General features: G+C 72.1%; 21 protein-coding genes and 1 tRNA gene. 14 read left to right on the forward strand and 8 right to left on the reverse strand.

Annotation, left to right across the window (positions count from 1 at the left end; translation table 11 throughout):
- Window positions 1-7: 7 nt before the first annotated feature.
- From ABD236_RS24945 to glmS, 3 genes are all read left to right on the forward strand, one after another.
- Entirely contained in the window at window positions 8-883 is an 876-nt protein-coding gene (locus ABD236_RS24945; protein WP_344076996.1) for a DUF4429 domain-containing protein, read from the forward strand.
- A gap of 108 nt (window positions 884-991) precedes the next feature.
- Window positions 992-1,273 carry a hypothetical protein gene (locus ABD236_RS24950; protein WP_067159327.1) on the forward strand — a complete coding sequence of 94 codons (282 nt, stop codon included), beginning with the start codon at window positions 992-994 and terminating at the stop codon, window positions 1,271-1,273.
- A gap of 73 nt (window positions 1,274-1,346) precedes the next feature.
- Window positions 1,347-3,164 (forward strand): glutamine--fructose-6-phosphate transaminase (isomerizing), encoded by a 1,818-nt coding sequence (glmS, locus tag ABD236_RS24955; RefSeq protein ID WP_344077000.1) that lies wholly within the window; start codon window positions 1,347-1,349, stop codon window positions 3,162-3,164.
- Window positions 3,165-3,296: 132 nt separating this feature from the next.
- Here glmS and ABD236_RS24960 read toward each other — a convergent pair whose 3' ends face one another.
- Together ABD236_RS24960 and ABD236_RS24965 are read right to left on the reverse strand one after the other, a co-directional pair.
- A complete protein-coding gene (locus ABD236_RS24960; protein WP_344077002.1) occupies window positions 3,297-3,866 on the reverse strand; it encodes a GPR1/FUN34/YaaH family transporter in 570 nt (189 codons plus the stop codon).
- Window positions 3,867-4,020: 154 nt separating this feature from the next.
- The gene (locus ABD236_RS24965; RefSeq protein ID WP_344077004.1) at window positions 4,021-4,542 is read right to left on the reverse strand and encodes a universal stress protein; all 522 of its coding nucleotides are present in this window, start codon (window positions 4,540-4,542) and stop codon (window positions 4,021-4,023) included.
- A gap of 358 nt (window positions 4,543-4,900) precedes the next feature.
- Between ABD236_RS24965 and ABD236_RS35065 the strand changes: the two genes are divergently transcribed.
- From ABD236_RS35065 to ABD236_RS24985, 4 genes are all read left to right on the forward strand, one after another.
- Window positions 4,901-5,332: a hypothetical protein gene (locus ABD236_RS35065; protein ID WP_425543939.1), complete on the forward strand. Its 432-nt coding sequence runs from the start codon at window positions 4,901-4,903 to the stop codon at window positions 5,330-5,332.
- Between the two features lie 387 nt (window positions 5,333-5,719).
- Window positions 5,720-6,952 carry a helix-turn-helix domain-containing protein gene (locus ABD236_RS24975; RefSeq protein WP_344077007.1) on the forward strand — a complete coding sequence of 411 codons (1,233 nt, stop codon included), beginning with the start codon at window positions 5,720-5,722 and terminating at the stop codon, window positions 6,950-6,952.
- Between the two features lie 5 nt (window positions 6,953-6,957).
- Window positions 6,958-7,560 (forward strand): oligoribonuclease, encoded by a 603-nt coding sequence (gene orn / locus ABD236_RS24980; protein ID WP_344077010.1) that lies wholly within the window; start codon window positions 6,958-6,960, stop codon window positions 7,558-7,560.
- A 156-nt stretch (window positions 7,561-7,716) separates the two neighbouring features.
- Window positions 7,717-7,789 (forward strand) — tRNA-His (locus ABD236_RS24985).
- A 347-nt stretch (window positions 7,790-8,136) separates the two neighbouring features.
- On the opposite strand, the gene ABD236_RS24990 is transcribed toward ABD236_RS24985, so the two are convergent.
- The gene (locus tag ABD236_RS24990; protein WP_344077014.1) at window positions 8,137-9,177 is read right to left on the reverse strand and encodes a LacI family DNA-binding transcriptional regulator; all 1,041 of its coding nucleotides are present in this window, start codon (window positions 9,175-9,177) and stop codon (window positions 8,137-8,139) included.
- A 284-nt stretch (window positions 9,178-9,461) separates the two neighbouring features.
- On the opposite strand from ABD236_RS24990, the gene ABD236_RS24995 reads away from it, so the two are divergent.
- The 6 genes from ABD236_RS24995 (at window position 9,462) to ABD236_RS25020 (ending at window position 15,389) form a co-directional block, all read left to right on the forward strand.
- Window positions 9,462-10,808, forward strand: a complete 1,347-nt coding sequence (locus ABD236_RS24995; RefSeq protein ID WP_425543940.1) for an ABC transporter substrate-binding protein — start codon at window positions 9,462-9,464, stop codon at window positions 10,806-10,808.
- Between the two features lie 2 nt (window positions 10,809-10,810).
- Window positions 10,811-11,854, forward strand: a complete 1,044-nt coding sequence (locus ABD236_RS25000; RefSeq protein WP_344077018.1) for a carbohydrate ABC transporter permease — start codon at window positions 10,811-10,813, stop codon at window positions 11,852-11,854.
- Complete coding sequence (locus ABD236_RS25005) at window positions 11,851-12,747, forward strand: carbohydrate ABC transporter permease (RefSeq protein ID WP_344077020.1); 897 nt, start codon at window positions 11,851-11,853, stop codon at window positions 12,745-12,747. Before ABD236_RS25000 ends, ABD236_RS25005 begins: the two co-directional genes overlap by 4 nt.
- 149 nt (window positions 12,748-12,896) lie before the next feature.
- On the forward strand, window positions 12,897-14,375 hold the full coding sequence (locus tag ABD236_RS25010; RefSeq protein ID WP_344077022.1) for a glycoside hydrolase family 1 protein: 1,479 nt from the start codon (window positions 12,897-12,899) through the stop codon (window positions 14,373-14,375).
- A 58-nt stretch (window positions 14,376-14,433) separates the two neighbouring features.
- Window positions 14,434-15,204: a MerR family transcriptional regulator gene (locus ABD236_RS25015; RefSeq protein ID WP_344077024.1), complete on the forward strand. Its 771-nt coding sequence runs from the start codon at window positions 14,434-14,436 to the stop codon at window positions 15,202-15,204.
- Complete coding sequence (locus tag ABD236_RS25020) at window positions 15,201-15,389, forward strand: hypothetical protein (RefSeq protein ID WP_344077026.1); 189 nt, start codon at window positions 15,201-15,203, stop codon at window positions 15,387-15,389. Before ABD236_RS25015 ends, ABD236_RS25020 begins: the two co-directional genes overlap by 4 nt.
- A gap of 35 nt (window positions 15,390-15,424) precedes the next feature.
- On the opposite strand, the gene ABD236_RS25025 is transcribed toward ABD236_RS25020, so the two are convergent.
- The 3 genes from ABD236_RS25025 to ABD236_RS25035 form a co-directional block, all read right to left on the reverse strand.
- The gene (locus ABD236_RS25025; protein ID WP_344077028.1) at window positions 15,425-16,909 is read right to left on the reverse strand and encodes a glycoside hydrolase family 18 protein; all 1,485 of its coding nucleotides are present in this window, start codon (window positions 16,907-16,909) and stop codon (window positions 15,425-15,427) included.
- Between the two features lie 466 nt (window positions 16,910-17,375).
- Window positions 17,376-18,773, reverse strand: coding sequence for a HAMP domain-containing sensor histidine kinase (locus ABD236_RS25030; protein ID WP_344077030.1), 1,398 nt, complete (start codon window positions 18,771-18,773; stop codon window positions 17,376-17,378).
- The gene (locus ABD236_RS25035; protein WP_344077032.1) at window positions 18,770-19,471 is read right to left on the reverse strand and encodes a response regulator transcription factor; all 702 of its coding nucleotides are present in this window, start codon (window positions 19,469-19,471) and stop codon (window positions 18,770-18,772) included. The genes ABD236_RS25030 and ABD236_RS25035 overlap by 4 nt, the downstream gene beginning before the upstream one ends.
- A gap of 100 nt (window positions 19,472-19,571) precedes the next feature.
- Here ABD236_RS25035 and ABD236_RS35070 point away from each other — a divergent pair, with 100 nt between their 5' ends.
- Window positions 19,572-20,126: a hypothetical protein gene (locus ABD236_RS35070; RefSeq protein ID WP_425543941.1), complete on the forward strand. Its 555-nt coding sequence runs from the start codon at window positions 19,572-19,574 to the stop codon at window positions 20,124-20,126.
- Window positions 20,127-20,133: 7 nt separating this feature from the next.
- Here ABD236_RS35070 and ABD236_RS25050 read toward each other — a convergent pair whose 3' ends face one another.
- Both ABD236_RS25050 and ABD236_RS25055 read right to left on the reverse strand, forming a co-directional pair.
- Window positions 20,134-21,048, reverse strand: a complete 915-nt coding sequence (locus ABD236_RS25050) for a spermidine synthase (RefSeq protein WP_344077041.1) — start codon at window positions 21,046-21,048, stop codon at window positions 20,134-20,136.
- A 7-nt stretch (window positions 21,049-21,055) separates the two neighbouring features.
- Window positions 21,056-21,508 (reverse strand): hypothetical protein, encoded by a 453-nt coding sequence (locus ABD236_RS25055; protein ID WP_344077043.1) that lies wholly within the window; start codon window positions 21,506-21,508, stop codon window positions 21,056-21,058.
- Between the last annotated feature and the right edge of the window lie 182 nt (window positions 21,509-21,690).

Consider the following 21,690-nt stretch of genomic DNA (forward strand, 5'->3'; position numbering starts at 1 on the left):
TCCCCGCATGGCGGAAATCATCCAGAAGGACGGGACCTGGACCTTCGACGGGGACGGCGTCCGCATCGTGCCCGGCAGCGACAAGGGCGTCAGCCTGCTGCGCCGCACCCTCGGCGAGGTCACCGTGCCGCTCGTGGCGCTGGCCGGGGTGGCGTACGAGCCGGGGCGCAGGACCGGGCGGCTGCGGCTGAGGCTGCGCGACGGCGCCTGCCCGCTGCTCCAGGTCACCGGCGGCAAGCTGGACGACGCCTCCGACCCGTACACCCTGACCGTGGAGACGAAGGCGTCCGCGATAGCCGAGTACCTGGTGGACGAGGTCCGCAACGCCCTGCTGCTCGACTCGGTGCCCACCGGGCCGGTCGACCGCTATCTGCTGCCGGGCCCCTCGCTGCCGATGACCGTGGGCGCGGGCGACGGCACCGCGAGCTTCGACGGGCGCACGGTCCGGCTGGAGTGGACCTGGCACACCGACGAGGCGAAGACCAGCAGTGGCCCGGCCGGCATCGCCCTGGAGGATCTGCACGCGGTGGAGTGGCAGCCGGCGCGCGGTCTGGAGGACGGCCATCTGCGCTTCGTGAGCTCGCCGAACGCGCCCCGGCTGCCCGCCGGGCGCGATCCGCACGCCGTGGAGCTCAACGGGTTCAAGAAGGACCCGCTGATGGCGCTGCTGGCCTCGGCCGTGGTGGTGCGGATGCCGCATCCGCACGCGCCGGAGCCGCTGCCCGTGGCGGAGCCCAAGGCGCTCGGGCCGGCGCCCGCGGCCACCGACGACCCGGACGCCCTGCTGCGGCGGCTGCGCGAGCTCGGTGAGCTGCGTCAGGCCGGGATCCTCACGGAGGAGGAGTTCACCTTCGCCAAGCAGGCCGTACTGAAGCGGCTCTGAGCCCGAAAACCCGCCTGGTCTGTACCAGGCTGCGTATGATCATGAGAATCCTGCCCGATATCGGGCAGGATTCTTGCATGAGGGCCGGATTCCCCGCAATATCGACGGGTGCTCGAACGCCGCAGCCCGTCGTCCCACGACGACCTCATCGACCATCTGGTGCGCAGCACCGCGCTCCAGCGCGGTGAGGCCGCCCGGGTGGTCCTCGATGTGCTGGCGTACTTCGACGAGACGTACGAGGAGTTCGTCCGCCGCCGCCACCGTGAGCTCCAGTCCGGCGGCCTGGTGAACGCGGAGATCTTCGAGCGGATCGCGGCCGAGCTGCCGCACCGCGCCGTGGCGCCACCGGAGCTCTCGCTCCGGCAGCTGCGCCGCATCGTCTACGGCTGAGCGACGGCCGAGCACACGCCTTCGGGCCAGTGGACTTGTTGAACCTGTACGTCGATGGAGGGGCAGAGCCTTTATGTGCGGAATCGTCGGTTATATCGGTAAGCGTGATGTGGCTCCCCTGCTGCTGGAAGGCCTGCAGCGGCTGGAGTACCGGGGTTACGACTCCGCGGGTGTGGTCATCAACAGCCCCAAGTCGGGCGCGCTGAAGATGGTCAAGGCCAAGGGCCGCGTCCGCGACCTGGAGGCCCGTGTCCCCAAGCGCTTCACCGGCACCACCGGCATCGCGCACACCCGCTGGGCCACCCACGGCGCCCCCAGCGACGTGAACTCGCACCCGCACCTCGACCCCGAGAACAAGGTCGCCGTCGTCCACAACGGCATCGTCGACAACGCCGCCGAGCTGCGCGCCAAGCTGGAGGCCGAGGGCGTCGTCTTCGCCTCCGAGACCGACACCGAAGTCATCACCCACCTGGTCGCCCGCTCCCAGGCCGACTCCCTGGAGGAGAAGGTCCGCGAGGCGCTCAAGGTCATCGAGGGCACCTACGGCATCGCCGTGATGCACGCCGACTTCGCCGACCGCATCGTGGTCGCCCGCAACGGCTCGCCGGTCATCCTCGGCATCGGCGAGAAGGAGATGCTCGTCGCCTCCGACGTGGCCGCGCTGATCGCCCACACCCGTCAGGTCGTCACCCTCAACGACGGCGAGATGGCCACCCTGAAGGCCGACGACTTCCGTACGTACACGACCTCGGGCACGCTGACCAACGCCACCCCCGAGACCGTCGAGTGGGAGGCCGCCTCCTACGACATGGGCGGCCACGACACGTACATGCACAAGGAGATGTCGGAGCAGGCCGACGCCGTGGACCGGGTGCTGCGCGGCCGCATCGACGACCGGTTCTCCACCGTCCACCTGGGCGGCCTCAACCTGGACGCCCGCGAGGCCCGCGGCGTGCGCCGGATCAAGATCCTCGGCTGTGGCACCTCGTACCACGCCGGTCTGATCGGCGCCGGCCTCATCGAGGAGCTCGCCCGCATCCCCGCGGACGCCGAGCCGGCCTCCGAGTTCCGCTACCGCAACCCGGTCGTGGACCCCGACACGCTCTACATCGCGGTCTCCCAGTCCGGTGAGACCTACGACGTGCTCGCCGCCGTCCAGGAGCTCAAGCGCAAGGGCGCCCGCGTCCTCGGCGTGGTGAACGTGGTCGGCTCGGCGATCGCCCGCGAGGCCGACGGCGGCACCTATGTGCACGCCGGCCCCGAGGTCTGCGTCGTCTCCACCAAGTGCTTCACCAACACCGTGGTCGCCTTCGCGCTGCTCGCGCTGCACCTGGGCCGCATCCGCGACCTGTCGGTGGCCGACGGCAAGCGGATCATCGAGGGCCTGCGCAAGCTGCCCGGGCAGATCTCGGAGATCCTGGCGATGGAGCCGGAGATCGAGAAGCTGGCCAAGGAGTACGCCGGCGCCCAGTCGATGATGTTCATCGGGCGTGTGCGCGGCTACCCGGTCGCCCTGGAGGCCTCCCTCAAGCTCAAGGAGATCTCCTACATCCACGCCGAGGCCTACCCGGCCTCCGAGCTCAAGCACGGCCCGCTGGCGCTCATCGAGCCCGCGCTGCCCACGGTCGCCATCGTCCCCGACGACGACCTGCTCGAGAAGAACCGCGCGGCCCTGGAGGAGATCAAGGCCCGCAGCGGCCGCATCCTCGCCGTGGCCCACCGCGAGCAGGAGAAGGCCGACCACACCATCGTCGTCCCGAAGAACGAGAACGAGCTGGACCCGATCCTGATGGGCATCCCGCTCCAGCTCTTCGCGTACCACACGGCGCTGGCCATGGGCCGTGACATCGACAAGCCGCGCAACCTGGCGAAGTCCGTCACGGTCGAGTAGTCCAGTACCGGTACGGCGGATTCCGTACCGCTCGTACGGCACCCGCAGCAGAAGCGGCCCCGCACGCGCCACCAGGCGTGCGGGGCCGCTCCCTTGCCCGCCGGTGCCGCCCATCGCACCGGCTGCGGCTGCCTAGCCGGCGGCCGTCACCCCCCGGCCGGCAGCGCGTCGTGGAAGCGCGGTCGGCCAGTTGGCCAGGGCCGCCGTCGCCCCGTACCAGGACACCGCGCCCGCGACCGCCGCCACCCAGCCACCGGCCTTGGCGAGGCCGTCGTTGGTGGCGAAGTCGGCGATCGCGAGGAGCACCAGGGAGACGAACAGCAGCGCGTACGCGCCCTGCCGGATGGGCCCATAGCCCGCCGAGCCGACCGCCAGACTCAGCGCGAGCAGCCCGAACAGCAGCAGGAACAGGCCTGCCGCGTTGGTGGAGAACTTGTCGTCCGCGCCGCTCGCCCAGGTGAACCAGAAGGCGCCCAGGCCCGCGAACGCGGTGCCGGTGAAGGCGTCCTGGTCACGGAACGCGACGATGCCGAGGACGAAGAGGCCGATGCCGCCGACGTAGGTCGCGATCGACACGGCGTCGGCCACGGTGACGCCGTCGACGACCTTGGTGGTCCCCAGGCCGAAGGCGAGCAGGGTGAGTCCGAGGGCGAGGTGGCCGAGAGTGGAAGTGACGCTTCCCGCAGGGGCTTCGTGGTCCACGGCGGGCTCCCTTCATGTGCGGTGGTGCTGCGGTCGTGCTGCTTCCCAGCGACCCTTATGTACCCTTCACAAGGGCACAATCCACCACCTACCGAAGGGTAGATTCACCCTGGAACAAGGGGAGTTGACAGCGTCTCAGCTGGGACGAAGCGGGCTACGGGATGACGACCACGGGCCGCTGGGCGCGCCGGGCCAGCCGGCCGGCGACCGAGCCGAAGATCCGGCCGACGATGCCGTGCGTGGAGCCCACGACGATCGCGTCCGCCGCGTACTCCCGACCGACTTCTTCCAGTTCGTGGCAGATGTCCCCACCGCGCTCGACCAGGATCCAGGAGACCTCGGCGAGGTAGTCCGCGCAGGCGAGCTCCAGGCCGAGCACTTCCGTACGGTGGTCGGGCACGTCCACGAAGACCGGCGGCTCGCAGCCCGCCCACACGGTGGTGGGCAGCCGGTTGGCGACATGCACGATGATCAGACCGGAACCGGAGCGTCTGGCCATCCCGATGGCGTACGCCAGGGCGCGCTCGCTCGACGTCGAGCCGTCGAAGCCGACCACCACTCCGTGCCGGAAGGCGGGGTCACAGGACAGACGTGGCTCTTCTGCCGCCTGGAGGTCCGACGTCGGGTCGGCTACCTGCTTGCGGTCCGCGGGTTCGGAAAATTCTTGACCGGCCATGGGTGTCTCGGCGTTTGGATCCTCATGGGAGGGCGACAGTTGGCGGCGGAGCTGTGTCCGGGAATCATCTTCCCAAGCCCATACCCCCAAGGGTACGGCGACACTCCTCTCCTGCCCAGAGCCGCCGATGCTGCACGGCGTTCCCCGGAGCATGCACGAGCCCGCCCCGGATGGCAATGGCCGATGGCCGGTACAGAGGTCTGTTCTTCAACATTCTGTGCACGTTCGATCCACTTCGGTGACCTCCCGGCTGTGCGGCGGCTGTGGCCCCGCTGTGCACGCGCAGTGACCGGAACCCGCGCCCGCCCGTTAGACACGCGGCCGCCGCGACGCTGTTCCGACACCCCCCAGGGAGCCCATGCCCGTGCCCGCCCCGCCGCTCGCCCAGGACAGCTGCCCGCCCACTCCGCCCGGCGGCTCACCCCGGGTCGCGTACGCCCCCCGAAGGCGCGGCGCGCCCGCGCCCGCCGCGGGCTCGCCGTGCGACCGCGGACGCCCGGAAGGGGGCGCGCACGGCGTACGAAGGCCCCAAGCGGGCACCAGCGACTGCGCGGGCGACATCGTGCGCTGGGCGGCGTTCAGCTGCGTCCTGGTGCCCGTGGTGCTCGTCGTCTACGGTTCCTCGTTCGCCGGGGCCACCGGCTCCGCGGTCGGGCTCGCGGCGATCACCGCGGTCTGCCGGCTGCTGCTGCGCCAGTCGGAGCGGGCGGCGGAGCGGGCGGCGGCCCGGCCGGGGCCCGGCCGGCACCGCGACGGCGGGGCGAACGGCGAAAGTTCGCCGTTGGACTGACGCGTTCGTACACACGGACCCGTATGTTTTCAGCCAACTTCCCCTCCCCCCTCTCCCCTGCCCGAAATGGCCTGCCAACCCCCTTGCCACCAGCGAAAAACGGGCAGCGGTGGCGGGTTTCGCCATACGGGTACGGGCCATGCATGCGACGCCCACTTCCCTCAGGGCGCCCTGAGTGAAACCCTTCGTGATCGAATGCTTCGCGCCAAGTTGCCAAGTCGACATAGCGCTGAGTACCGGACTTGTCACGCCGACGCCACAGAACGCAGTAGATTCGATCATGCGTATCGAAGGCTGGGGGACTCGTGCAAAACCAAGGGGAAAAGTGCAGGAGCGACAAGCCCGACAAGAACGGGGAGCCGCGAACACCGAGGGGGGCTTAGCAAAATGAGCCAGGACTCCGCTGCCGCATCACCGGAGGCCACAAGGAAGCTCGCCGGCCGTCGACGCCGGGAAGTCGTTGCCGTACTGCTGTTCAGTGGCGGCCCCATCTTCGAGAGCTCCATTCCGCTCTCCGTGTTCGGGATCGACAGGCAGGACGCGGGCGTACCCCGCTACCGCCTGCTGGTCTGTGCCGGAGAGGAGGGCCCCCTGCGGACCACAGGCGGGCTCGAACTGACCGCGCCCTATGGGCTGGAGGCCATCAACCGGGCCGGCACCGTGGTGGTGCCCGCCTGGCGGTCCATCACCTCGCCGCCGCCGGCGGCCGCGCTCGACGCACTGCGCCGGGCGCACGAGGAAGGGGCCCGCATCGTGGGCCTCTGCACGGGGGCGTTCGTCCTCGCCGCCGCGGGGCTGCTCGACGGCCGCCCGGCGACGACGCACTGGATGTACGCGCCCACGCTCGCCAAGCGCTATCCGTCGGTCCATGTGGACCCGCGGGAGCTGTTCGTCGACGACGGGGACGTCCTCACGTCGGCGGGCACGGCGGCCGGAATCGATCTCTGTCTGCACATCGTGCGGACCGACCACGGCAGCGACGCCGCCGGAGCCCTCGCGCGCCGGCTCGTCGTCCCGCCGCGGCGCAGTGGCGGCCAGGAGCGCTATCTCGACAGGTCTTTACCCGAAGAGATCGGGTCCGACCCGCTGGCCGAGGTCGTGTCCTGGGCGCTGGAGCACCTCCACGAGCAGTTCGACGTGGAGACGCTCGCCGCTCGCGCGTACATGTCACGCCGTACGTTCGACCGGCGGTTCCGCTCGCTGACCGGATCGGCCCCGCTCCAGTGGCTGATCACCCAGCGGGTGCTCCAGGCCCAGCGTCTCCTGGAGACGTCGGACTACTCGGTCGACGAGGTCGCGGGCCGCTGCGGCTTCCGCTCGCCGGTCGCGCTGCGCGGGCACTTCCGCCGCCAGCTCGGCTCGTCCCCGGCGTCCTACCGGGCGGCGTACCGGGCGCGCCGGCCGCAGGCGGAGCCGTCCGGGGGTCCGCCGACCCTGGAGACGGTGCCGCCGCAGGCCATGCCGCAGTCCCGGCGCGCGGCGGCCAGCGCGCTGGTCGGTCCACCGGCGATCACCCACGCGGCGCCGCCGGACCACCCGGGGAAGTCCGTCGCCGAGATGTACGCCACCGGTTACATGCGTCCGAGTCTGCCGGGGCAGCGGAGCGGCCCCGTAGGCTGAGACACATGAACGACCGCATGGTGTGGATCGACTGCGAGATGACCGGGCTCTCGCTGACGGACGACGCACTTATCGAGGTGGCCGCGCTGGTCACCGACTCGGAGCTGAACGTGCTCGGTGAAGGGGTGGACATCGTGATCCGTCCCCCGGACGCCGCGCTGGAGACCATGCCGGAGGTGGTGCGCGCCATGCACACCGCCTCCGGGCTCCTCGACGAGCTGGCCGGCGGAACCACGCTGGCCGACGCCGAGGCGCAGGTCCTGGCGTACGTCCGCGAGCATGTGAAGGAGCCGGGCAAGGCCCCGCTGTGCGGAAACTCGGTCGGCACCGACCGCGGCTTCCTCCTGCGTGACATGCCGGCCCTGGAGGAGTACCTCCACTACCGGATCGTGGACGTCTCCTCGGTGAAGGAGCTCGCCCGCCGCTGGTACCCGAGGGCGTACTTCAACAGCCCGGACAAGAACGGCAACCACCGCGCGCTGGCGGACATCCGCGAATCCATCGCGGAGCTCCGCTACTACCGCGAGGCGATCTTCGTCGCCCAGCCGGGCCCCGACTCGGACACGGCGAAGGCGATCGCGGCGAAGCACGTCCTGCCTGCGGAGTAGCCCTTCGGGGTGGTTCCGGGGGCAGTGCAGGACCACCCCGGGAGGGTGCCGCGAAACATGTGCGCGAGCACCCTCCCGGACCCTGTACACTTTTTCTCGGCCGGTAAGGAAAGCCCCCAGGGACTTTCCCAGACCACAACAGTCCGGCCACGCATGGTGGGTATAGCTCAGCTGGTAGAGCACCTGGTTGTGGTCCAGGATGTCGCGGGTTCGAGTCCCGTTACTCACCCTGATCGGGAAGGCCCGGTCCGCTTCGGCGGACCGGGCCTTCTTCGTTGCCGGGGTCCGTGTCCTCGCCGGGGATCCGCACGACGGCCTCGCCCTCGCGAATACCCTTCGCCACCGCCACCGCCATCGACCTCGGGCCGCGTCCGTTGCGGATCCTGGACTACCGGACCCACTGGTACCCCCGGGCCTACCTGCGGCACGCGCGGCCCCGGATCTGTGTCGTCTGCCACAGGCCCGTCACCGGTGAGGCCGAGACCGTGTCGGGGTTCTCGTCGTGCGGGGCCCGGCCGGGCGGCTGTCGGCATCCGCGCGGTACTCCCGGATGCGTACGCACGTGACCCCCGGCCCTCACGTCGACGCCCGCACCACCAACTCCGTGGGCAGGACCAGCCGTGGGCGGGACGGTTCGGGGGCGGCTATCTGGGACAGGAGCAGCTGGGCCATCGCCCGGCCCATCTCCTCGATCGGCTGGCGCACGCTCGTCAGGGGCGGGTCCATGTGGCGGGCGATCGCCGAGTCGTCGAAGCCGATGAGGGAGACGTCCTCGGGGACGCGGCGGCCGTGCTCGCGCAGGACCTGGCGGGCGCCCGACGCCATCACGTCCGAGGCCGCGAAGACCGCGTCCACCTCCGGAGCCCGGGCCAGCAGGTCCGCCATCGCCCGGCGGCCGCCCTCCTCGGTGAAGTCCGCGGGGGATATCAGCTGCGCGGCGGCGGGCAGCCCGGCCTCGGCCAGGGCCGCGCGGTAGCCGTCGAGGCGGCGCCGGGCCCCGTACACGTCCAGCGGGCCGGTGATCGTGGCGATCGAGCGGCGGCCGCGTGCCACCAAGTGGGCCACCGCCGCCCGGGCGCCCGCGAAGTTGTCCGAGTCCACCGACGCCAGCGGCTCCTCCTCCGAGCGCGGGCCGCTGATCACCACCGGCATGTCCAGCTGCTCCAGGAGCTCGGGCAGCGGGTCGTCGGCGTGCACGCCGACCAGCAGGACGCCGTCGACCCGGTGGCCCATCAGGTACTGGGCGAGCCTGCGGCGCTCCCGGTCGCTGCCCACCAGGGTCAGCAGGAGCTGCATCTCCGTCTCCGCGAGCGCCTGGCCCACGCCCCGGACGACCTCCGAGAAGTACGGCTCCGCGAAGAAGCGCGTCTCCGTCTCGGGGACGACCAGGGCGATCGCGTCCGTGCGGTTGGCGGCCAGGGCGCGGGCCGCGCGGTTGGGGACGTAGCCGAGCTCGGCCACCGCCGCCTCGACGGCCGCGCGCGTACGGTCGCTGACCCGGGGCGAGCCGTTGATCACCCGTGAGACCGTGCCCCGGCCCACCCCGGCACGCGCCGCCACCTCTTCAAGGGTGGGCCGCCCGGCTCCACGGCCCCGGACCGTGCGAGCTGCTCTCATGCCTGCCTCCCCGTCTCGCCGCGCATCGTGGAACTCGGGTGAAAACTAACAGCACCACCCCGTCGGCGGACTGCCTTTGTCCGCTCCCTTGACACCCTCCCGGACAGTCGCCACCCTTCAACACATCACGACTGGGAGCGCTCCCACCCCTATGCGTACGTACACCTTCCGCACCTTCCCCCACTGCACGACGCACCGTCAATCACCCTGCACGGCAAGCCAGTTGGAGGACCATCATGCGTTCGAGAATCAACACGAGAGTGAGTACGAGAACGAGTGAGGGGGTGCGTACGAGCGCCCGCGCCTCCCGGCGGCTCGCCGCCCTCGCCGTCGTCTCGGTGCTCGGCGCCGGGCTGCTCGCGGGCTGCGCCGACGACGGCGACAGCAAGGACTCGGGCTCGGGCTCGTCCTCCTCCGGCGGCAGCGGGGGCGGCGGGGCGAAGACGACGCTCACGGTCGGCGTCTTCGGGGCCTTCGGCCTCAAGGAGGCCGGGCTCTACGACGCGTACATGAAGCTCCACCCGGACATCGAGATCAAGCAGACGTCGATCGAGCGGAACGAGAACTACTACCCGCAGCTGCTCACCCACCTCGGCTCCGGCAGCGGGCTCGCCGACATCCAGGCCGTCGAGGTGAACAACATCGCCGAGGTCACCGCCACCCAGGCGGCCCACCTGGAGGACCTCGGCAAGGCCAAGGGCGTCGACAAGGACGCCTTCCTGCCCTGGAAGTGGGGGCAGGCCACCACCAAGGACGGCAAGACCGTCGGGCTCGGCACCGACATCGGGCCCCAGGGCATCTGCTACCGCAAGGACCTGTTCGCCGCCGCCGGGCTGCCCACCGACCGGGAGGCCGTGGGGAAGCTGTGGGCGGGCGACTGGCAGAAGTACCTGGCGGCCGGTGAGCGTTACCAGGCGAAGGCACCCAAGGGCACCGCCTTCGTCGACTCCGCCTCCGGGGTGATGAACGCCATCACCGGCAGCAGCGCCACCCGCTTCTACGACAGCGGCGGCAAGGTCGTCTACAAGTCCAGCCCGGGCGTGAAGGAGGCCTGGGACACGGCGGCCTCGTTCGCCACCAAGAAGCTCACCGCCAAGTTGCAGCAGTTCCAGCCCAGCTGGGACCAGGGCTTCGCCAACGGCACCTTCGCCACCGTCTCCTGCCCCGCCTGGATGCTCGGCTACATCCAGGACAAGGCGGGCGCGGCGGGCAAGGGCAAGTGGGACGTGGCGGCCGCGCCCAAGCCGTCCAACTGGGGCGGCTCGTTCCTCGTCGTCCCCTCCGCGGGCAAGCACCGCGCCGAGGCCGCCGAGCTCGCGGCCTGGCTGACCGCCCCGGCCCAGCAGGCGACCTTCTTCGAGAAGCGCGGCAGCTTCCCGAGCGCCAAGGCCGCGTACGCCCTGCCCACCGTCGCGAACGCCCACCACGACTACTTCGGCGGCGCCCCCATCGGCCAGATCTTCGCCAAGGCCGCCGAGGGCACCCCGGTGCAGGTCCTCGGCCCGAAGGACCTGATCATCGCGCAGAACCTGGCCGACGTGGGCATGCTCCAGGTCGACCAGAAGGGCCGCTCCCCGCAGGCGGGCTGGGACGCCGCGGTCAAGGCCATCGACAACGCGCTGGACCAGTGAGGATGGCGAGCGACACCGGGGCGGACCTGGCCGGGCCGGGGGCGGGGGGTGCGGCGGCCCCGGGCGGCGTGGCCGCCCCCGCCCCGCCGGGCTCCGCCGCCGACGCGGCCGACCCCGCCGAGGCCCGGCGGCGGGAGCGGCGCAGCCGGCGCTACCGGCGCGATGTGCGCTGGAGCCCGTACGCCTTCGTCGCGCCCTTCTTCCTCTTCTTCGCCGCCTTCGGCCTCTTCCCGCTCCTCTACACCGGCTGGGCCTCCCTGCACCAGGTCGAGCTGACCGCGCCCAACGACATGCGCTGGGTCGGGCTGCGCAACTTCTCCCGCCTCCTGTCGGACGAGTTCTTCTGGAACGCGCTGCGCAACACGTTCACCATCGGCGTCATCTCCACCGTCCCCCAGCTGCTGATCGCCCTCGGTATCGCCCATCTCCTCAACTACAAGCTGCGCGGCTCGATGTTCTTCCGGGTCGCCGTCCTCACCCCGTACGCCACCAGCGTCGCCGCCGCGACCCTCGTCTTCGTGCTCCTCTTCGGACGTGACTACGGCATGGTCAACTGGGCGCTCGGGCAGGCCGGCCTGGGCCCGGTCGACTGGCAGAACGGCACCTGGACCTCCCAGTTCGCCGTCTCCACGATCGTGGTGTGGCGCTGGACCGGCTACAACGCGCTGATCTACCTCGCCGCGATGCAGGCCGTCCCACCCGATCTGTACGAGTCCGCCGCGCTCGACGGGGCCTCGCGCTGGCAGCAGTTCCGGCACGTCACCGTGCCCGCGCTGCGGCCGACGATCCTGTTCACCTGTGTCGTGTCGACGATCGGCGCGACCCAGCTGTTCGGCGAGCCGCTGCTGTTCAACGGCGGCGCCGGAGCCACCGGCGGCTCCGACCACCAGTTCCAGACGCTCGGGCTGTATCTGTACGAGCAGGGCTGGGTGAACCTCCATCTCGGCCGCGCCTCGGCGATCGCCTGGGCGATGTTCCTGATCCTGCTGCTGATCGGCGCGGTGAACTGGCTGGTCTCGCGCGCCCTGCGCAAGGAGACGTCATGAACGCCAAGACGACATCCCCCACCGCCACCGGCCGCCGCTCCGCCTCCCCCCGGTCCGTCCACCGCGCCGGCCGCCAGCTGCACGCCGGGCGGCTGACGTACACGATCCTGATCCTCTTCACCGCGGGCTCGCTGTTCCCCCTGGTGTGGACGGCGGTCGCCGCCTCCCGCTCCAACGAGCGGCTCGCCCAGACTCCCCCTCCCTTCTGGTTCGGCGGGAACCTCTTCAAGAACCTGAAGATCGCCTGGACCGACGCCAACATGGGCACGGCCCTGCTGAACACCACCGTCGTGGCGGGCTCGATCGCGCTGGGCACGGTCTTCTTCTCCACGCTCGCCGGGTTCGCCTTCGCCAAGCTGCGGTTCCGCTTCAAGAACGCGCTGCTGCTGCTGGTCATCGGCACGATGATGATCCCGCCGCAGCTCAGCGTCGTGCCGCTCTACATGCTGGTGGCGAAGCTGTCCTGGACCGACCAGCTCCAGGCCGTCATCCTGCCGACCCTGGTCAGCGCCTTCGGGGTGTTCTTCATGCGGCAGTACCTGATCGAGGCGCTGCCCACCGAGTTGATCGAGGCCGCCCGGGTCGACGGCGCGAGCAGCTGGCGGGTGGTGTGGCACGTGGTCTTCCCGGCCGCCCGGCCCGCGATGGCGGTCCTGGGGATGCTGACGTTCGTGATGGCCTGGAACGACTTCTTCTGGCCGATCATCGCGCTGACCCAGAACGGCAGCCCCACGGTCCAGGTGGCGCTCACCGGCCTCGGCCGCGGCTATATCCCCGACCAGTCGGTCATCATGGCCGGCGCCCTCCTCGGCACCCTCCCCCTCCTGCTGGCGTTCGTCCTCTTCGGGCGGCAGATCGTCGGCGGGATCATGCAGGGCGCGGTCAAGGGATGAGCGGCGACCACGGGCGAGGCCACGCGCCCGGCGGCACGCCCGGCCACGGGCCCGGCGGCGCGCCCGGCCACGCGCCCGGCCCCTCGTCCGCCCCCGCCTCCCCGCCCGACAGCAACCTCCTTCCGTACCACCACGATGGGAGTGTCTCCATGTCCGACTCCGCACCCGAGACCGAGGCCGAGGCTGAGACCGAGGCCGAGGCCTTCCCGGCCGACTTCCTCTGGGGCGCCGCCACCTCCGCGTACCAGATCGAGGGCGCGGTCGCCGAGGGCGGTCGCACGCCGTCCATCTGGGACACCTTCTGCCGTACGCCCGGGAAGGTGTCCGGCGGGGACAGCGGGGACATCGCCGTCGACCACTACCACCGCTGGCGGGACGACGTCCGGCTGATGGCGGACCTCGACCTCAACGCGTACCGCTTCTCGGTGTCCTGGTCACGGGTGCAGCCGACGGGGCGCGGCCCCGCCGTCCAGCGCGGGCTCGACTTCTACCGCGCGCTGGTGGACGGGCTCCTGGAGCAGGGCATCACGCCCTCCCTCACGCTCTACCACTGGGACCTGCCGCAGGAGTTGGAGTCCGCGGGCGGCTGGCCCGAGCGGGACACCGCCCACAGGTTCGCGGACTACGCGGGGCTGGTCGCCGAGGCGCTCGGCGACCGGGTGGATATGTGGACCACCCTCAATGAGCCCTGGTGCAGCGCCTTCCTGGGATACGGCTCCGGCGTCCACGCGCCCGGCCGCACCGATCCGGTGGCCGCGCTGCGCGCCGCGCACCACCTCAACCTGGGCCACGGACTCGCGGCCCGGGCCCTGCGCGCCACGCTGCCGAAGGCCGCCAGGCTGGCGATCAGCCTCAACCCGAGCGCGGTCAGGGCCCGCACCCAGTCGCCCGCCGACCTGGACGCGCGGCGGCGCATCGACGCGCTCGCCAACCGGGTGTTCACCGGGCCGCTGTTCAAGGGCGCGTACGACGACGACCTGCTGGGGGACACCGCGCGGCTCACCGACTGGTCGTTCGTCCACGACGGCGATCTGAACGTCACCAAGCACCCCCTCGATCTGCTGGGCATCAACTACTACGCACCCTCAGTTGTATCCGCCACCACTGACAACGGCCCCGACGAGGGCCCTGACCTGCGCGTACCCCGCCCCGACGGGCACGGCGCGAGCGCGCACTCGCCCTGGCCCGGGGCCGGTTCGGTGGTCTTCCACCAGCCGCCGGGCGAGCGGACGGCGATGGACTGGTCGATCGACCCGACCGGGATGTACGACCTGCTGATGCGCTACTCCCGGGAGGCGCCCGGCGTACCGCTGATGATCACGGAGAACGGCGCCGCGTACGACGACAAGCCCGCCCCCGACGGCTCGGTGCACGACCCCGACCGCATCCGCTATCTGCACGGCCATCTCGCGGCGGTGCGCCGCGCGATGCGGGACGGGGCGGACGTACGCGGGTACTTCCTGTGGTCGCTGCTCGACAACTTCGAGTGGGCGTACGGCTACGGCAAGCGGTTCGGGGCGGTGTACGTCGACTACGAGACCCAGGCCCGTACGCCCAAGTCGAGCGCGCGGTGGTACGGGGAGCTGGCGCGGACGGGGGTGCTGCCCCAGGTGCCGCCGCAGCCGTAGCGCCCCGGGAGGGGCCGGCACTTGAACCTCACGTCGCGTGAGGAGGCATCGTGGGGCCATGACCGCTTCCACGACCTGGAAGGTGGGCCCGCTGGCCGAGGCCAGCGGGTTGACCGTCCGCACGTTGCACCACTGGGACACCATCGGGCTGCTCTCCCCGTCGCGCCGCACGGCGGGCGGGCACCGGGAGTACACCGAGGACGACATCGTCCGCCTCTACCAGGTGCTCGCCCTGCGCGGCCTGGGCCTCGGGCTGGAGTCCATCGCCCTCTGCCTCGACTCCGGGGTCGACCCGGTGCGGGTGCTGCGCGACCACCGCGCGAGCGTCGAGGAGGCGCTGACGGCGCTCGAGGCGCTGCGGCAGCGGCTGGTCCACATCGAGGACGAGGTCGCCGACGGACGGGCGCCCACGACCGAGGCCGTGCTCGCCGCGCTGCGCGCGACCGGGGCGGCGGGCCCGGCGGCCGAGCGCGCGCTCCGGCAGCATCTGGACGACGACCGGATCCGTGCCCTGGGCGCGCACGCCGCCGCGCTCGGGCCGGCCGCGCACTACCTCCTGGAGGTGGAGTGGCCCGCGCTCTACCGGCGGGCCGAGGCCCTGCGCGTGTCCGGGACTCCGCCGACGACCGCCGCCGTACGGAAGCTGGTGGCGCGCATGGATGAGCTGAGTGCGCTGTTCAGCGGCGGGGACGCGACGATCTCGGCGGGCGTCCGGGCGGCCTGGCGCGCGGACCCGGCGGCCCTGAGCGGCGAGGCGACGGCCCGTCCCGGCCGGTGGGACGACCTGGCGGACTATCTGGACGCGGCGAGGAAGGGCGAGGGCGCATGAGGGTCTTGTCGATGGTGCCGGTGCTGCCGCTGCTGTTGATCGGGCTGCCGCTGCTGTGCCTGCTGGCGGCGGTGGGGGCGGTTCCCTGGGGAGCGGTGGCGGCGGTGGCGCTCGCCCTGGGCCTGCTCGCCCTGGTGCTCGTATGCGTACGGAAGGAGCGCGCGCCCCGGCCGGGTGGGGGGTGAACCGGCGGGGCGCGCGCGGGGGTGGTCCCGGTCGGCTACTTGAAGGCGGCGAAGGCCTTCGTGAAGGCGAGGGGCTCCTGGACGATGGAGGAGCAGGTGGGGTCGGCGGAGTTCTTGGCACCGCCCGCGCACTGCTTGTCCCGGGCGCCGGACCACATGGCGAGCCGCCCGAGCCCCTTGGACTTGGCGAAGTCCACCAGCTGGGTGGCGTCGTCGACCTTGAACGTCTCGGTGTTGACGTCGTTGACGCCGATCATCGGGGTGACGGCCACGGCCTTCCAGGCGGCGGCCTCGGAGAGCCCGAGGACGCCCTTGATCTGGGCCTGGGTGGCGGTGGCGGCCTGGATGGCGTACGTGCCCATGTCACCGCTGTACGCCGGGCCGTAGTCCATCGCCATGATGTTGACGGCCGAGACGGCTACGCCGTTCTTCTTGGCGTCGGCGACCAGGTCGACGCCGGGCTGCGTCAGCCCCTCCGGCATCACCGGCAGCGTGAACGACACGTCGAGGCCCGGGTGGGACTTCTGGAGCTGCGCGATGGCCTGCGCGCGGCGGGTGTTGGCGGCGGTGTCCGGCAGGGCCGCGCCCTCGATGTCGAAGTCGACCTTGGTGAGCTTGTACGCGTCGACGACCTTGCCGTACGCGGTGGCGAGGTCGCCGGCGCTCTTGCAGACGAGACCGAGCTCGGAGCCGGCCGCGCCGCCGAAGGAGACGCGTACGTCGCCGCCCTTGGCGCGCAGCGCGCCGATCTGCGCGGCCACGGCGTCGCTGTTCAGGTCGCTGACACCGCCCCAGAGCGGGGCGCAGCCGCCGCCGGAGGTGATGAAGGCGAGGTGGAACTCCTTCACGCCGGTCTTGGTGGCGGTGTCGACGAGGTCGTACGCGGGGTAGAGCGAGGTGTCGACGTACGGGGCGAAGCGGGAGGAGGTGTTGGTGGTGGGGGGCTGGGGGGTGCTGGTCTTGGTGGGGGTGGGCGTGCCGGTCGGGGTCGGCGTGGCGGTCGGGGGCTTCGTGGTGGGGGTGGGCTTGGTGGTGGGGGTCGGCTGGGTGGTGGGGCGGCCGGTCGGGGCGGGGGTCGCACCGGTGTCGACCGAGCACTTCTCCTGGTTGATGAGGCAGCCGGTGGGGTCGGCTGCGGTGCCGGAGGAGCTGGTGACGAAGCCGACGGTGACGGATGCGCCGGGGGCGAGGCCGTTCTTGTCCCAGGCGGCGGGCTTCACGGTGATGTGCTGGCCCTTGACGGTCTGCTCACCGTTCCAGAGCGAGGAGATCCTGGTCCCGGCCGGGAGGTCGAACTCCAGGGTCCAGTCGGCGAGCGCCTCGCCGCTGTCGTTGGTGATGACGTACTGGCCGGTGTAGCCGCCGCCCCAGCTGCTGGTCTTGGTGTACGCGGCCGCGACGGAGGCGGCGTGGGCGGTGCCGGTGAGGACGACGGCGGTGCCGGCGATGGCGGCGGCGGTGGCTATGGCGCCGATCGCCTTCGCCTTACGGGACGCGTGGCGGCGGTGGGTGCGGGTCATTGTTTGTGCGCCTGCCCTTGGGGGTGTGGGGTTTGGTGGGGGTGGGGGTGGGGGTGGGGGTGGGGGTGGGGTGCGGGCAGCACGCTAGCCGTTGGGAAACGGGCAAATGGGGTGTGGGGGGTGGGGGTTGGGGATCTTAGGGTTCGCTTAAGGGGGCGATGGGGTCTGGTTAAATTCCCCACCCCACCCCTTCCCGAAAGCCTCCGGCGGATACCGGTCGTCTGCGGATGGTGATGGGTTGCTCGCGCAGTTCCCCGCGCCCCTAGGGGGTTGGCCGCAGCCGGAGTACCCAGCTCAGCCACCGATCCTTTAGGGGCGCGGGGAACTGCGCGACCAGCCACCCACACACCTGCAGACAAAGTCCGGGCCATTCAGGGGCGCGGGGAACTGCGCGGGCAACCGGGCACGACCCGCAGACGAAGGCCCGCCCGGCACCGCGTCGCACGGGCCCCGGGCCGGGGCGGGCTCACTCGCGGAGGGGGGACGCGCCCCGTGGTGGCGTCGCGCGGCGCGACCTCCCCCGGCGGCCCCGGATCCGCGACGGAGTCGACCGCGGTGTCCCCAGCCCGATCCACACCCGGACCTCCGTCCCGCCCAGCACCGACCGCCCGAGCCGCACGTCACCCCCCGTCGACTCCGCCAGACGGCGAACGATGTCCAGGCCGAGCCCCGTCGAGCCACCCCCGCTCGACCCCCGCGCCAGCGCCGCGCGCGGATCGGCGATCCCCGGCCCCGCGTCCGAGACCAGGACGATCACCGCGTCCTCCCCGTTGTGGACGTCCACCGAGAACGCCGTGCCCTCCGGCGTGTGCCGGAACACGTTGCCCAGCATCGCGTCGAGCGCGGCGGCGAGTTCGGGCCGGGCGACCGGGATGCGCACCGGCCGGTCGACGCCCGCGAGGCGTACCTCCCGGCCCTCGTCCTCCGCCAGCGCCGACCAGAACGCCATCCGCTCCCGGATGACCTCCGACGCGTCGCACCCGGCGGCCGCCCCCGCCGGCTGGGTCTGCGGCTTGGCCTCCCGGGCCGTGCGGATGATCGTGTCGACCTCGCGCTCCAACTGCTCGACGGCCGCCCGCGTCTGCTCGGCGGCCGGACCCTCGCCCAGGGACGCGGCGTTGAGGCGCAGCACGGTCAGCGGCGTACGCAGGCGGTGGGACAGGTCCGCCGCCAGCTCCCGTTCGTTGGCGAGGAGTTGGACCACCTGGTCGGCCATCGAGTTGAAGGCCACCGCGGCCGAGCGCAGCTCCGCCGGGCCCTCCTCCGGGACCCGCGCCCCCAGCTTCCCCTCCCCCAGGTCGTGCGCCGCCCCGGCGAGCCGCTGTGCGGGGCGCACCATCCGTACGCCCAGCCGGTCCGCCACCGCGACCGAGCCGATGACCAGGGCGATCCCGACTCCCGCGAGCACCAGCCACGCCGTGGCCACGCCGTTGGTGACCTCGGCCTCGGGCACGTACACCTCGACGATCGCGATCTCGCCCGAGCTCAGCGCGGTCGGCTGGAGGAGCGTGGAGCCGCCGGGGACACCGGAGATGTACGCGCGGACCACCTTGCGCGTCGCGTCCAGGGACTTCTGCGAGGCCCGCCGCCGGCCGATCTCGGCGGGCGCGCCGCCCGGCGGCGCCGGGATGTGCACGGCCATCCGGCCCGCCGCGCCCGCCTGGGTGGAGGCCACCGCGCGCTCCAGCGCGTCCCGGTCGGTGGTGATCGACAGGGTCGGGCCGATGGCGGCGGCCTGGCGCTCGGCGTTGGAGAAGGCGCGGTCGCGGGCCATCTCCTTGATGACCAGGCCCAGCGGTACGGCGAAGGCGAGCACCACCATCAGCGTGACGGCGACCGCGACCTTCACCAGCGCCCATCTCATCGGCCGCTCTCCGCCCTCGGTGGCTCCAGCTTCACGCCCACCCCGCGCAGAGTGTGCAGATAGCGGGGCCGCGCGGCCGTCTCGCCGAGCTTGCGGCGCAGCCAGGACAGATGGACGTCGATGGTCTGGTCGTCGCCGTACGACTGCTGCCACACCTCGGCCAGCAGCTCCTTGCGCGGCACGACCACCCCGGGCCGCCCGGCGAGGAACGCCAGCAGGTCGAACTCGCGGCGGGTCAGATCGAGCCGTACGCCGTCCAGTTCGGCCTGGCGGCGCAGCGGGTCGATGGAGAGCCCGCCGACCTGGATCAGCGTCGGCGGCGGCTCGGCGCCCGCGGCCCGCGCGCGGCGCAGCACGGCCGTCATCCGGGCGGACAGGTGCTCCACCGAGAACGGCTTGACCAGGTAGTCGTCGGCACCGTCGTTGAGCAGCCGGACGATCTCCGTCTCGTCGTCCCGCGCGGTCGCGATGATCACCGGTACGTCGGTGATGCCGCGCAGCATCTTCAGCGCCTCGGCCCCGTCGAGATCGGGCAGTCCGAGGTCGAGGACGACCACGTCGAAACGGAAATGGGCCACCTCGCGCAGCGCCTCGAGGGCCGTGCCGACGCTCCGTACCGTGTGGGAGGCCTCGGTGAGGTGGCGGATGAGGGCGGAGCGAACGAACTGGTCGTCCTCGACCACGAGCACACTTGCCATGGGCGGCACCGTACGCCATCCGGAGTACGCCGGTCCCGGCTGGGACGGGAGCGGCGAGAGGGGACACGCGTGGGGCGCGTGGTGCAGTATGGGCCCCGATATGACCCCGCTGCACCGAGGAATCGTTCACGTCTGCGCCTGGTCGCTCGCCACCGGCGCGGCGGTCACGCTCTCCTGGTGGGGCGTCCACACGGTGATGGCCGGAACGGCGTACGACCCGCCGCGCGCGGTCCCGCTCACCGGCGACGGGCACACCACCCAGGGCGCGGTACGGCCGCTCGCCTCCTCGACGCGGCGGCCGAAGGACCCGCCGTCGCCGTCCGGGCCGGGCAGCCCTTCCCGTACGCCCTCGAAGCCAGGCGACGGAAAGCCGGGCCACTCGGAGGCCCCACCCACGTACTCCCCTTCACCCCCTTCATCCCGTTCCTCCGGGAACGTGAAGGGGTACAACGTCGCCGGCGGCCGGGTCGTCTTCGACATCGGCACCGCCTCGGCGGAGCTGGTCACGGCGACGCCGGACAGCGGCTGGCAGATGCAGGTGTGGAAGCAGCCGACCTGGATCCGGGTGACGTTCAGCAAGGGCACGCGCGAGGTGTCGGTGTTCTGCACCTGGTACAACCACGCGCCGACGGTGGAGCTGGACGACCGGGGCTGAGCGCCCGCTAGCGGAAGACCGCGGGCGGCGGTACGGGAGAGGGCTTCGCGGTCGCGTCCGTCACCGGGGCCGCCCCGCCCGTGAAGTCGGCCAGCGCACGGCCGTGTTCGACGCGCCCCGGGTGCGGGTCGCCCGCTATGCGCCGGGTGAACTCGGCCACCGGCAGGGGCACGTCCGAGGCGACCAGGACCGCGTTGCCGAACCGCTTGCCGCGCCACACGGTCGGGTCGGCGGCCAGCGCCAGCTCGGGGAAGAGCTGGGCGGCGGTGGCTATCTGGCCCCGCAGATGCGCCAGCGGCGGCCCGTCGGCGAGGTTGGCGGCGTAGATCCCGCCCGGCCGCAGCACCCGGCGCACCTCGCCCAGGAACTCGGCGCTGGTCAGATGGGCGGGGGTGCGGGCGCCGCTGAAGACATCGGCGACGACCAGGTCGGCCCAGCCGTCCGGGAGCTTGGCGAGCCCTTCGCGCGCGTCCAGGGCGCGTACCCGTATGCGGGCCTGCGGGTCGAGCGGCAGCTCACGGCGGACGAGGCCGACCAGCGCCGCGTCGACCTCGACGACCTGCTGGGTGGAGCGGGGGCGGGTGGCGGCCGTGTAGCGGGCCAGGGTGAGGGCGCCGCCGCCCAGGTGCAGCACCTGGAGGGGGCGGCCCGGCTCGCCGGCGAGGTCGATGACGTGGCCGAGGCGGCGCTGGTACTCGAAGGTGAGGCGCTCGGGCGCGTCCAGGTCGACGTGGGACTGGGGGGCGCCGTCGAGCAGCAGGGTCCAGCCGTGCGGCCGGTCCCGGTCGGGTATCAGCTCGGCGAGGCCGCCGTCGACCGCCTCCACGACGGCCTCCGGGGCGGCCGGGCGGCCGCGCCGCCCGCCCTGCGCGGCCTTCGGCCCGCCCTTCGCCGTGTTCTTCGTACCGCTTCGTGCCGCCATCCGACCATTATCGGCCGCCCGCCTCGGTGATGCCGTCCGCGGCCTCGATGAGCCGGGCCGCCGCGTTCAGCGCCACGCGCAGCACGGCGGGGTCGGTGACCCGCGCCGCGTCCGGCGGCAGCAGCCAGCCGCCGCCGGAGACCGGCGGCTCGGCGGGCAGCCCCGGGATGCGCAGGCCGCGTCCACTGGTCTCGGTGCAGGCGCTGCCGGGCACGTCCCAGGCGGCCGCGGTGCCGGGCGGCACCAGGAAGCCCAGCGTGTCGCAGGCACCGTCGTGCACCACCGGGCCGACGGCCGCGGGGGCGACGGCGCGGCGCAGGATGTCCACCGCCTCCAGGCCCTGGCGGGCGGGCACGGTGACGAGGTCGCAGGGCTCCTCGCCGCCCGGCGGTCCGCTGAGGTCCCGGGTGGGCCGGTGCCGCGCTGTCGTCGTGGTCGTCCCGGTGCCATTGATGTCCATGCCGGCCTCCAACAAGGCAACCCCCACGTGGTTTCTGCGGGTTGGCGGTATCCGCATGGTTCAACGCGGGCCCCTGTCAACGGCTACGGCGCTACGCCGCCGCAAAGGATGGCAGTTCATAGCAGATCGCGGGTGAGATATCCCTTTTGTAGCCAAACTTCGGTTGTCGGAGCCGATGTTGC

It is taken from the genome of Streptomyces crystallinus (assembly GCF_039521265.1).
GTDB lineage: Bacteria > Actinomycetota > Actinomycetes > Streptomycetales > Streptomycetaceae > Streptomyces > Streptomyces crystallinus.